This window comes from Methanosarcina baltica (assembly GCF_055394095.1).
This window is the reverse complement of the sequence record NZ_AP042463.1, coordinates 2758611-2771054: the sequence shown is the minus strand read 5'-3', so window position 1 is coordinate 2771054 and position 12444 is coordinate 2758611. Positions and strand designations below refer to the sequence as shown.

The following is a 12444-nucleotide window of genomic DNA, read 5'->3' as shown; positions in this document are numbered from 1 at the left end:
TATAAAAATGCAGCCGAAAACCCCTGAGTTTTTAGCTCCAAGAATTGCCGGAAGCATTTCTCAAAAATTATTTATGGAGAGGAAGCAAAACTTAGAAATCAAAAAGAGTTTTCTGGATCTTCTTTTCAGGTTTCCCGGTTTTTTTCATTTTATCGGAAACCCCCACAGGCCTCTCATACCCGTCAGCTTTATTCTCTACGTGATTTTGCTCGACTCCAGGGCCCTCATTTTTCTTCAGTTCACCGGCCTGACCCGTCACTATGCTTTCAGATCCCGGACTAAGGACCGGAGGACTAAGAACCCCAGGGCTAAGGACAGGAGGACTAAGGACCGGCGGGGCTTTGCTCTGGTCCCCGGCATGGGTTTTTTCCAGCAAACTTTCCAGAGTTTTCTGGCCTTCCGGGGTTTTCTGGCTTTTTAAGGCTTTTTTCGGGGTTTTGAAGAACCCGATTTCTTCTTTTTCTCCTTTTTCACTCAGGAGTTCCTGGGCCGAATCATAGATTTTCTGGACTTTTTTGCTCAATTTCTTGCTTCCGGTCAAGTACATGAGCTCTTCCAGTTCAAGCCCAAGGCCTGCCGTTATGTCAACCGCGTAAGCATCGTCCCCTGCCATCCGGGAATAGGTCCCCAGAAGCTCGGTTCTTGAGTTATGCATGGACTCAAAGCAGTGTTCTCCGATCTTTGTCGCGACATTGTCCCGCATGTTCCGCTGCGACCGGGTCTGGCCCATTTTCCTCCAGATTGAGGGGGGCTGGTATCTTATAAAGCCGGGGTAAGCCCTGGACTTTGCGGCCACAGTCCCGCGGACCATCAGCGTGTTTGCATACCTCCACATCCCGTAGTTCTGGCGTTTTTTGACCCGGCCCAGAAAACGATCCGCTTTTGCAAGGTATTCATACCCTGTCCTGATGTCTGTCAGGTCTTCTCCGGCATACTGCTGGGGGAGGTTTTCATCGATCCATTGCACGAGTTCCTCGGGGTTTTCGTCAATCCCGGAGACAGATTCAAGAGCATTTTTCGGGTCCGTGCTCTTGAAAATCTTCTGCATGGCTTTGAAGATGTTGTCCTTCACATCCCTCTCTGCGGTCCGGACATCTTCCACCTCAAGGGCCGTCTTCCCGCTTGCTGCAGCCTGAAGGTCATTTACGGCGCTCCTTATATCTCCTCCCGCACTTTCCGCGATTTTCTGGACTGCTTCAGGGCTACAGTAGATTTCCTCCACCTCACAAATCTGCCTGAGCGTGGGGATAATGGAACGGCTCTGTATGGAGGTAAATTTGATTTCCAAACAGAGGTTCCGGATCGTGGGGGTAAGCCCGTACACGTCATTTGCAATCAGCACCATCGGCTGACCCGTGTTTTTGATAATCCCGGAGACTGCCCGCATCCCCCCCCGGTCCGAACTGCCGTGGATATTGTCCGCCTCATCGAGAATAATAAGCCGCCTGTTTCCGTAAAGGCTGTCCATGGAAGCCGCGGACCCCGCAATCTTTTCAATAACCTTTGCAGTCCGCTGGTCACTTGCGTTAAGTTCAATTGCATCCCAGTCCAGGTCCCGGGCAAGGGCATGAGCAGAAGAGGTCTTGCCAACACCTGCGGGCCCATGGAGGATTACAGCTCTTTTTTCAGGTATATCTCCCGAACGCCAGGCCTCGGCCCACATCCTGAAATCCTGCAATGCCTTTTTATTCCCCACAATGTTTTTGAGGGTCCGGGGGCGGTATTTTTCAGCCCATTCAATAGATTCCGTCATTTACAACCATACCAATAAAAAAGGGAAAATTAATTAATGTTTGCGTTGCTTTTCCTTAGAACTACCGGAAATATTTCCAAAATTTCTGATCGACATGAATGACAACGCCATGTACGGACTGCTCAAAGCAATCGAAGAACGGGCCCTGGCAAACCGGGCAAAGGTAGCTATGGGAATTCGTTCCCCTACCCCCAAGTTACTTGAAAGCGCAAAAAAAGCTCAGGACGAAGGCTTTGCGAGAGTCGTCCTTGTAGGCGACCTTGAGGAAATTAAGAAAATCGGGACCGAGCTTGAGGTAGTGGACAGCAGAGAACCCGAAAAAACCCTTATAGAGCTCCTTGTGTCAGGCGAGGTCGATGCGGCAATCCGGGGCACGGCAAAAGCGTCGGGGACACTTTCTAACCTGAAAGAGGCCCTTGGCCTGGAAAAGATCTACAGGCTCACCCTGCTGCTTACTGCGGACGGCACTCCCTTTTTCCTTGCGCCCGTGGGAATCGATGAAGGCAACTCTCTCGGGGACAAGCTCAAACTTGTAACCCTCGGGGCCGAGCATATCCGGAGGTTCGGGGTCGAACCCATTGTAGGGGTGCTCTCCGGGGGCAGGTTCGGAGATGTGGGCCGGGACGAAAGGGTTGACCGGACCCTGGCCGACGGGGAGTTTATTAGCAGGAGGCTCACGGAGCAGGGCATCCGGGCAAAGCACCATACCATCCTTATAGAAGATGCCATAAAGGAGGCTAACTTCATCATGGCCCCGGACGGAATTTCAGGAAACCTCATTTTTCGGACCATTGCCTTCCTCGGAGGCGGGGACGGGCTCGGGGCCCCGGTCCTTATGGAAGATCACGTTTTTGTGGACACCTCAAGGGTAGGCGGGCATTTCACGAAAGCCATTATGCTTGCAAGTGCACTTTCCCACATGAAAAAGGAAAGAAAAGGGTTAATAAATTGATAAGGGGCAGGATTGATGAAGGGCGATAGATTGATGAGGGGCAGGATTGATGAGAGGCGATAGATTGGAGGCGATAGATTGAATACAGTTTCAGAAAACTGGCCGGTTGTAAAAGGCGATTATACCGTGGGAAACCCGGCCTCCCGAATCGCGGTTGTAACTCTCGCGAGCAACTTTGATGCCTACCCCGAAGCCGCTATCTGGGGCAGTTCAAAGACCGAAAACCTCGGCGTGGAAAAGCTAATCGTAAACGTTATTTCAAACTCAAATATCAGGTATGTCCTGGTCTGCGGAAACGAGTCACGGGGCCACCTGGCAGGTCACTCCCTCCTTGCAATCCACGCAAACGGAATCGACGCGCAGGGCCGAATCATTGCTTCCGAAGGCGCAATCCCCTTTATCGAAAATGTTTCAGGGGAGGGTGTGGAGCGTTTCCAGCGCCAGGTCACCATGCTTGACCGGATAGGGCTTATCGAGCTTGAGGAAATCAAAAAGATCGTGGAAGAGTACAGAGCAATCGGAGCCCCGTATCCGGAGGAGCCGGTGGTGATCTGTGCCCCCAGAAAGAGACAGAGCCAGTTCTCAGTTGAAGGCCCCGTAAATGGGGATATCCTGATTTCCGAAGAGTTTGTGATGGATGCGGCCTCAGGGCTTATATGCTCTGCATGTGACCTCTGAACCGGGCCTGTGCTTTTCAGGAAATATTTAAAATCATTGTAAAGATAATAATTATATTAATAAATATTGAAATAATTATGAAAATAATTACGGTCCAATCGAGGTATAAAAATGTTCAGGTTCCAGAATGAGCAGGAAATCGTAAACATTGCGGGGGTAAAGGTCGGCGGCCAGCCGGGAGAGCTTCCAACCGTGCTTGCGGGGACCATCTTCTATAACAGACACGGCATTGTAGAGGATGCGGCAAAAGGCCTCTTTGACAGACAGGCGGCCGAAAGGATCCTCAACATGCAGGAAAGCGCATCTGAGGAGACAAAGAACCCCCATATGGTCCATATCTACGGGACTACCCCCGAAAGCATCTGCCGCTACATCGATTTTGTTTCAGAGCTGTCGGACGCGCCTTTCCTGATCGATTCTTCCGAAGGCCCGGTGCGCGCACATGCGGCCCGCTACGTGAGTGAAATAGGACTTGCAGACAGGGCGGTCTATAACTCAATCAACATGAGCATTAGCGAAAGCGAGATTGAGGCCCTGGCCGAGTCCGACATTGACAGTTCCATTATCCTCGGTTTTAACGCCATGGACTCTTCCCTTCAGGGAAGGATGTCAATGCTTGAAGACGGAGGCAGCCTGCTTGACCGGGGCCTCCTGTCGATTGCAGAGGAATGCGGGATTGTCAATAAACTGATTGACCCGAGCATCACCCCCATGGGAAACGGGGCGGGTGTTGCCCTCCGGATGACCATCACGGCAAAAGCTAAATGGGGACACCCAACAGGTTCCGGCATCCACAACGCCCCTTCGGCCTGGAGCTGGCTTCAGAAGAAAAAAGAAAAAGACCCCCTTCTCTACAAAATCTGCGACATAGGCTCCACATGCCTGCAGCAGGCAGCAGCCGGGGACTTCATTCTCTACGGCCCCATAGAAAACGCGCCCTACATCTTCCCCATGGCCGCCATGAGCGACATCATGATCGCGGAAGCTGTCGCAGACCTGGGGATCGAGCCTGCGGACGAGCATCCCATTAATTTCCTGGTCTGAAGCGACTTAAACTAATATAGGTTTCAACTTTTTACGGGGCTTTGTCCCTGCTCTTTTTTTGAAATATTGAGTTTTCCCAGTATTTTCCTGAAATTGCCGGGATTTTCCCGAAATATTTGTAAGAAAAAATTCTCAGAAACTTTGCTTCCATAAGTATTTACTCATTTGAATAAAAATATCATTACAGTTCATCTTAAAATCAGAATTATTCCTAAATAGGCAAATTTTCTAAATTGTGGGAGTGGTATAGTACGTAAAAGCACCCAATAGATGGACATTTCGAACCCCTGCCAATATGGGTAAATACTACACGATATCAGGTCATTTTATTGACTCCATATCAACAAAATGACCTTTTTGTGCAATATATTGGTACAAGAGTGTTAGGGTTCGAAATGTGAGATAGATCTAATAAGTATCCAGATTATATTATATAATATCCACCATAAATGCAAAAAAAGTGCTCAATCTGCTAAAGGTATCAAGAAATACATTAAGCATCAGAAATATTTGACGAAATAATTTCAATGCTTCATTATTATTCTGTGAAACATTATAGCAAAAGAAAAGAAAAAAGGTTAGAAATCGAGGTCGAGCCAAATTGATAATTAAACGTGTTGAGCAAATCCAGTTTCATTCCAGGGAAATAGGGGATTTGTGCCATAAGTCCAAAAACCTGTACAATTTCTCTGATTATATTATCAGACAGGAGTTCTTCAATAACGGAAAATGGATCAGGTACAATAAACTTTATGGGCTTGTGAAGGCCTCTGAGCCTTACAAAGAGCTTCCTGCTAAATCTGCTCAACAGACTCTGAAAGTACTTGACCGTAACTGGAAATCTTTTTTCGAAGCTTTAAAATCTTACAAAAAGAATCCTGAACTTTTCACAGGCAAACCAAAGCCTCCAAAGTACCTGGAAAAAAACGGGGAATACCTGTTAATTTTTACAAATCAGCAGGTCAGTATCAAAGACGGGGTGCTCAAGTTTCCCAAAGTAGTTCCGTTATCCATCCAGACAAGACTTCCTGATGATACTAATTTGAGAGAAGTCAGGATCATTCCAAAACACGCAGGATACACCTGTGAAATTGTTTTTGAAAAGGAAATCGAAGATCCCATACCTCTTACTTCCGGTCGAGTCCTGGGAATTGATCTTGGAGTTGTCAACCTTGCAACTATTGCAAACAATTTTGGTGGAAACCCAATTATTGTTAAGGGCGGGGTTGCCAAGTCAGTAAACCAGTTTTACAACAAGCAGAAAGCAAAGCTCCAGAGCACTTATGAGAAACATGGGATAAAGACCGGAAAGGGTGTAGAAGTACTTACCCATAAACGAAACTCACGGATTAAAGACGTACTCCACAAACTGAGCAGGGCAATAATCAACTATGCTCTGGAAATGAACGTGGAGAATATCATTATCGGAAGCAACCCTTTCTGGAAACAGAAAACCAACATGGGCAAGAAAAATAATCAGAATTTTGCTCAGATTCCCCACAGTACCCTTATTTCAATGGTCGAGTACAAGGCTGGAGAGGTTGGAATTTCGGTTGAACGGATCGAAGAATCCTATACAAGCAAATGCTCTTTCCTTGATAATGAGCTAATGGAACACCATGAAGAATATCTCGGAAAACGGGTCAAAAGAGGGCTTTTCCGAAGTGCCACGGGAGTTCTTCTTAACGCTGATGTCAATGCAGCATATAATATGATTAGAAAAGCAATCCCTAATGCCTTTGCAGAGGGGATAGAGGGTGTTGTGCTTCACCCTGTTAGTGTTAATCCACTATACAAAGAACAGTTTATATCACAAATTCATAATAGTTTGTGATACTAATTAGGACTTTTCATAGCATAGTGGCGATAATTAAGAATAAGACCCATCACATAATCCGTTTCGTGGCTTACCGGGCTGACGGGACCGAGATGCATCAGAAAGCGACCAAAATCCCTCCTGACCAGAGTCGTTACGTTGGCAAGGACTATGTAGGGGACATTGACTGGTTCATAATAACGGCTTTCCTGCCCGCGAGCGAGATCCGGGACCACGTTGATGTGGACATCCTGCCAGCCGTAAGGGACGGAGACGATGCCCTCGCTTTTGCAAAAGTGGGAATAGAGGAAAAATTCGTGTTTGTGGAAGATACTGAAAAGAAGGGGTTCAGCTTTTATCAGGCCGAAAATGAGCCTGAAGGCGAGATCCACGGTTGGTAATGGCTACAAAATACATTATTTATAATATTGTTCAAATGATATGATACCGGACCGGGGTTTGAATTCGATTATTTTTCAAATTCCAGCGTACTCACCGGCCGCTGAGATTATTTTTAATCCGCTTGAGCGAGCGAAGCGAGTGAAACGGATACCGTGCTCCCGAAGCGGAACTCGGGTGTTGAAGATACTGAAAAGAAGGGGTTCAGCTTTTATCAGGCCGAAAATGAGCCCGAAGGCGAGATCCACGGCTGGTAATGGCTACAATATACATTTTTTACAATGTTATTCAGTTTGCATGATACCGGGCCGGGGTTTAAATCATATTATTTTTCAAATTCCGGCATATTCACCGGCCACAGGCCGGCCTTTTCGTAACTGACATTGAAAAAAACAGATCTCAAAAGTCCAGTCCGGTTTTTTTGAGTTGGGTAAAGGATGATCACGGATCAACAGGCAGGAAGCCCGGTTGCTTTAGCGCCGGGAGGAATGCCGTACTCCTCTGCCGAATATTCGTAGCCATCTCCTCTCTGTACCACTTTGAAGTATTTTTTATTAATTCCTTGTGCAATTCTTTTTCCTTCCTTGTTTTTAATGTCAAAACTGCCTGATTTCCTACAAGCAACGGAGCCAAACCAGATCCCTTTGTACTTCCCTCCAGTTACAACAGCTTTGATTGTATCGCCAGTTTGAAATCCGAAAAAGGTTTTTTGCCGGGGCAAGTATGACCGTGGAAAACCGTACTTATCGAGATTTGTTCTTTTGTACTGCCCTCTTCCCTTTGCTTTGATGTGCAGTACGCTCTTTGTTGCAAACTTGATTTTTTCTGGTGTGGATTCGCCTACAAAAACAGCATCAAAATGGTGATCCTTTTGAATTCCTGCTTTGATCCTGTTCATTTTCGTTCTTGCGCCTGTACCGCATTCTACAGGAAGGCCCGTTCTATTCAACACTTCAAAAACCTTCCATCTGGTAGCAGTTACAATCGCGGCATCTTTAAGTGGTTTTTTGACCAGTTCGTGTACTTCCGGATGTCCGAATTCTTCCGCCGTTCTGTTTCCTTTCTTCTGGTTGCATTCTCTGCAAGCTAAGGTCAGGTTAGAAACTCTGTTTGAACCTTCTCTACTTTTAGGAATAATATGCTCAATTTCTAAAGGAACGTTTTCAGCTCCGCAGTACACACATTTTCTACCGAATTTTTCAAGCAGGTATTCCCGGACCTCATAACCTTGCAGCTCTCCCTGCTGATACTCAATTCCACTTATCTCAGGGTTTTGCATGAGTTGAGTATCAAACTTACAGTTTTCATAGGAAATATGTGTCAGTGGGCATAGTTTCCTGAGCCTATCGGCCCAATTTCCTATGTTATCTACACGACTTTGCAGGGATGGAGGCAGCCAGCCTTCCCTTCTTTTCCGGTTCATGAACCTCGGTTTTCTGTATCTGGTTTTGCGCTTTCTTCGGGTTCTCCTCATTGCTCTTCTGTCATCAAGTTTCGTTTTAATTCCTGTCCTGTGATGTATTTGGGCCGTCCAGACTACCGTTGAACCGTTCAGGATAGCAAGGCCAGTATGACGGCTTCCGTAATCTATTTTGAGCCTAAATTCGGAATTGTCCTTAGACTCTTTCAGCTCTTTAAGTCGGATTGTAAAGGGATATTTTTTGTGAATAACCGCTTTTCCCGCTTTAAGCAGTTTTCTTGCAACTGCTTCATGGCAGGGAGTTAAAGGCTCTTTGTTCTTGTTTAGTACAAATGCCATATTTGGATTTCTCCGCTCTGCTTTGGAAACGAATTTCCGTGGCAGGTAACGCAATATTTAAATTGTCTCCCCTCGCCAATGTTGGAAATGCTTGTCAGGCGTAGTACACCGTCCCTACCTCCCAGGACTTTTAATACTACACGATAGAGCTGTAAACTGAGGAAGCATTTGCAGGTATCAGTCGGCTAAGTCGGAGGGATTACTCCCTCTTTCTCGCCTAAGAACTGTACGTGAGACTTTCACCTCATACAGCTCAAGCATCTCTTAACCCGTTAGGGCAGCAGTTATTTGGTTAATAACTGCTTTCGTAAGTCATGACTTGCAGCCTATTAACATGTGTTTTGTTTGTAAGCTTCTCGCGGATTGATTTCTCGATCAGCGTATTTGAATGACTTACATTCATAGGTCATACCTTCATTCTTACGTTTTGATACCACGGAGTAAGTCTGCATCCTTTTGGATTAGGGCAAATTTTGAACCCCTATACAGTTCATTACAAATTGTCATTCGCTTTCTACTCCTTTCCTTTACCCTCTATGTCATTGTCATCCTTTGCAGGATTCCTACCCCGAGGGGAACATATAGGGCTTACCAAGTTCTATAAAATGAATAATTGTGAATACCTTAGAAGCCATCTTTAAACCGAAAATCATATGTCCATTTCCCAATAAGTATGTCAAGCCTTATTGGTCTGATTTCATTACCATTTTGGTTCAAGCGTATCAATCTAATTTCGCTTGTTGTTGGTCACGATTCTTACAATGGTTCACATTACGTTCTTCTTAGAATTCTTATCCTAACAGATGGTTTAGATTAGATTTCTAAACTTCTCCATATTGTCATATGAGCTTCACACCTTGACGTTACCATCAACGCATGTCATAGTAGGATTATCCCAAATGGAAGGGATAGCGTTACCGCAATTCATATTATAGCTTTCTTGTCGCACTGACATTTTCAACGTAGTCAATTAAGACTTAGGCTGGTCAACCAGGGCTTATACAAGCCCCACTGCTTCAGCGTGGGGTAGTTGACAAAGGCGGTATGGTGATGTGTTTTCGTTCGCTTCCCACTCTTTTTTAGTGTGTTCTCTGTCTTCATTTTCATTTCGAACCGCCCGGCCTCCTCTGTCGGCCGTTGAGAGCGCCGGGACTTAAAATCGATTCAAAAAAAGGACCATCTCTTTCTAGATCTTACCTCTCAAAAAAAGCCGCCCCCTCGTATTTTTTCTTCATAATTTTCCTTACCTGAAAGTCCCCGTTTCATCTGACTTTCCTTCTTCCGGAGAAAAGGCCCTTCCACTTCCCCGTTTTCCATGGGCGCAGTGCAGACAAACGCCTTTTCTATGGTCCATGCACTGCTCACATACAAGTATTCCGCATAAGGAACAGGTATAGAGTTTGGCTGCCCTGCCACAAATTGCGCATATTCCCATAACTTCCATAAACCGGCCTCCCACGAATAACAATAAGCTGCAATGAAAAATGGCCGCAGGGGCCTATAAATATTTCCTGTATTTCAGAAAAACAGGATTATAAAAAACAGATAATCCTGGTTTCCAGCTTCAAACAACCGGGTTCAAAAAAGAGTAGGAAAGGGCCGGACCGAAAACCAGCCCTCTTTTCTAAGGTATTTTGTTTCCCTGCAAAGACTCTTCAGTCCACGATCCCGCCGGTATTTGCGGAATGGACCCCGCGCTGGTAACGGGCGAGGTAGCCGCTAACTTCCTTTTTCGGGGGAACGAATGCGGCCTTTCTCTTTTCGAGTTCCGACTCCGAAACCTTCAGGTTCAGAATCCTGTTGGGAATATCGATTTCTATCAGATCCCCTTCCTCGACAAGCCCGATGGGGCCTCCTTCGATGGCTTCGGGGGAAACGTGCCCTATGCAGGGGCCACGGGTCCCGCCCGAGAAACGGCCGTCGGTAATCAGGGCCACGGAATCAATCATACCCATGCCGGCAAGGGCAGCGGTCGGGGAGAGCATTTCCCTCATGCCTGGTCCTCCTTTCGGGCCTTCGTAGCGGATAACAAGCACATCGCCGGGCTTGATCTGGCCTGCCATAATGCCTTCCATCGCAGCTTCTTCACTTTCAAAGATGCGGGCAGGGCCGGTGTGGACGAGCATTTTCGGATCCACGGCCGCCTGCTTGACAACGGAGCCATCCGGAGCCAGGCTGCCTTTAAGGACCGCGATTCCGCCTTCGACGTGCCTGGGGTTTTCAAGGGTGCCTATGATCTTCTCATTGAGTTTCGGGTTAATAACTACAAATTCTTCCAGGTTTCCCTCGATAGTCTTTCCGGTAACGGTAAGCTCTTCCCCATGGAGTTTTGAGGCAAGCCTCTGGAGAATGGCCTGGACCCCACCTGCCCGGTCAAAGTCTATCATGAAATTCGGGCCGCCGGGGCGGAGGGATATGAGGTGGGGGGTCGTCCTGCTCAGTTTGTCAAAGGCCTCCAGGGGTAGTTCAAGCCCGAACTCGTGGGCAAGGGCCGGCAGGTGCAGGGTCGTGTTCGTGCTGCCTCCGACTGCCATGTCAACCATGATTGCGTTATCAAAGGATTTTCTGGTAACGATTTTCCGAGGGGTCAGGTCTTCCTCGACCATTCTGACGATTCGTTCTCCGGACTCTTTGGCAATCCTGGTCTTCTTTGCGTCCACCGCATGGGCTGTTGCACAACCCGGCAGACTCAGGCCCAGGGCCTCGGTCATGCAGGCCATGGTGTTTGCCGTAAACATGCCGGCACAGGAACCTGCTCCCGCACAGGAGAGGTTTTCGAGCCTTGCGAGTTCGTCCTCGGAAATCTTGCCTGCCTGTCGGGCTCCGACCCCTTCGAAAACAGAGATAAGGTCCGTGTACTCATCGTTCACGTAGCCCGGAAGCATGGGGCCGCCGGTAACAACAATTGCGGGGATATCAAGCCTTCCGGCCGCCATGACATGGGCCGGTACGATCTTGTCACAGGCGGGCATCAGTACGATCCCGTCAAACTGGTGGGCTCTGACCATCAGCTCGATGGTGTCCTCGATAACTTCCCTGCTGGGAAGGGAATATTTCATACCCTCGTGTCCCATCGCAATCCCATCACAGACCCCAATGGTGTGGAACTCGAAAGGCACTCCTCCAGCGCTCCTGATCCCGGCCTTCACAGCCTCGGCAAGTTTATCCAGATGGATGTGCCCGGGAATGATGTCGTTCCAGGAGTTTACAACCGCAATAAACGGCCTTTTCATCTCAGCATCCGTAATCCCCGTCGCTTTCAAAAGAGAACGGTTGGGGGCCCGCTCAAGTCCTTTCTTGACTATGTCACTTCTCATTATAAATCTCCTGATGATCTGAAATGTATAGATTAGGAAAAAACTTCATGGTATAAAACAGGTCTCATGTAAAGGTCTCGCGGAAGGCCCTCCGGGGACCACCCTCCTCCTTTCCCACCCGGGGTTTTCATAAACCCGGCCATAGAGAGACCTTTTAAGGATAATTTCTTAGCATCATCTGGCACAAAAAGGATACAAATGATTAAAAAAACTCAATATTTATATATACCTTCAAATGAGGGAGAAATGTGCAAGTGAATGGTGAACGGGCCAATTTTACAAGATCACACATTCCCAGCAATTGAATACCAGCAATTTTCATATCCCAGCAGTATAACCCGTTCACTCATTTTAACAATTTCTCTTCTATTTCAGATATGTGACAGTATGATTATATTTATATTTAGGAATGGCTGAAAAACAACTTTATATTTTCAGTCAGGAAATCACTTTATACCCACACAGGTTGTATTTTTGTTGATTGAGACATTTGGTGTGTGCATCCAAACCACGGAACACACGGAAAAAGAATGCAGGAAGACGATATTTAAGGTTGCTCTGGCGTTTTTCAGTCCGCTTGAGCTCGCACAGCGAGCGAAACGGACCTCGTGCTCCCGAAGCGAAACTCGGGAAGTGAAACTTCGGGTATTTAAAGTCCCGGCGTATTCACCGGCCATCAGGCCGGTTTCTGTGTCCTTCCGTGTGTTCCGTGGTTAAGAAATGGTA

At 47.1% G+C, this 12444-nt stretch carries 10 protein-coding genes; 5 read left to right on the top strand and 5 right to left on the bottom strand.

The genetic code is table 11. The annotated features are described in order from the left end of the window. Nucleotides 1-91: 91 nt before the first annotated feature. Nucleotides 92-1753: a replication factor C large subunit gene (locus ACZ5QV_RS12245; protein ID WP_464600069.1), complete on the bottom strand. Its 1662-nt coding sequence runs from the start codon at nucleotides 1751-1753 to the stop codon at nucleotides 92-94. 94 nt (nucleotides 1754-1847) lie between these two features. On the opposite strand from ACZ5QV_RS12245, the gene mtxX reads away from it, so the two are divergent. The 5 genes from mtxX to ACZ5QV_RS12220 all read left to right on the top strand — a co-directional run bounded on the left by mtxX (nucleotide 1848) and on the right by ACZ5QV_RS12220 (nucleotide 6644). After that, a complete protein-coding gene (gene mtxX, locus ACZ5QV_RS12240) occupies nucleotides 1848-2705 on the top strand; it encodes a methanogenesis marker protein Mmp4/MtxX (RefSeq protein ID WP_464600068.1) in 858 nt (285 codons plus the stop codon). 78 nt (nucleotides 2706-2783) lie between these two features. Then, nucleotides 2784-3383: a tetrahydromethanopterin S-methyltransferase subunit A gene (locus ACZ5QV_RS12235; RefSeq protein ID WP_464600067.1), complete on the top strand. Its 600-nt coding sequence runs from the start codon at nucleotides 2784-2786 to the stop codon at nucleotides 3381-3383. A gap of 111 nt (nucleotides 3384-3494) precedes the next feature. Then, nucleotides 3495-4427 (top strand): tetrahydromethanopterin S-methyltransferase subunit H, encoded by a 933-nt coding sequence (gene mtrH / locus ACZ5QV_RS12230; RefSeq protein ID WP_464600066.1) that lies wholly within the window; start codon nucleotides 3495-3497, stop codon nucleotides 4425-4427. Between the two features lie 601 nt (nucleotides 4428-5028). After that, complete coding sequence (locus ACZ5QV_RS12225) at nucleotides 5029-6261, top strand: RNA-guided endonuclease InsQ/TnpB family protein (RefSeq protein WP_464600065.1); 1233 nt, start codon at nucleotides 5029-5031, stop codon at nucleotides 6259-6261. A 26-nt stretch (nucleotides 6262-6287) separates the two neighbouring features. Continuing rightward, the gene (locus tag ACZ5QV_RS12220) at nucleotides 6288-6644 is read left to right on the top strand and encodes a hypothetical protein (protein ID WP_464600064.1); all 357 of its coding nucleotides are present in this window, start codon (nucleotides 6288-6290) and stop codon (nucleotides 6642-6644) included. A 446-nt stretch (nucleotides 6645-7090) separates the two neighbouring features. Here the strand turns inward: ACZ5QV_RS12220 and iscB are convergent, their stop codons facing one another. The 4 genes from iscB to ACZ5QV_RS12200 form a co-directional block, all read right to left on the bottom strand. Continuing rightward, nucleotides 7091-8401, bottom strand: coding sequence for an RNA-guided endonuclease IscB (gene iscB, locus ACZ5QV_RS12215; RefSeq protein WP_464600063.1), 1311 nt, complete (start codon nucleotides 8399-8401; stop codon nucleotides 7091-7093). Nucleotides 8402-9644: 1243 nt separating this feature from the next. After that, nucleotides 9645-9845, bottom strand: a complete 201-nt coding sequence (locus ACZ5QV_RS12210; RefSeq protein ID WP_464600062.1) for a hypothetical protein — start codon at nucleotides 9843-9845, stop codon at nucleotides 9645-9647. A 211-nt stretch (nucleotides 9846-10056) separates the two neighbouring features. After that, the gene (ilvD, locus tag ACZ5QV_RS12205; RefSeq protein ID WP_464600061.1) at nucleotides 10057-11718 is read right to left on the bottom strand and encodes a dihydroxy-acid dehydratase; all 1662 of its coding nucleotides are present in this window, start codon (nucleotides 11716-11718) and stop codon (nucleotides 10057-10059) included. Nucleotides 11719-12164: 446 nt separating this feature from the next. Further along, nucleotides 12165-12395 carry a hypothetical protein gene (locus ACZ5QV_RS12200; RefSeq protein WP_464600060.1) on the bottom strand — a complete coding sequence of 77 codons (231 nt, stop codon included), beginning with the start codon at nucleotides 12393-12395 and terminating at the stop codon, nucleotides 12165-12167. Nucleotides 12396-12444: the final 49 nt, after the last annotated feature.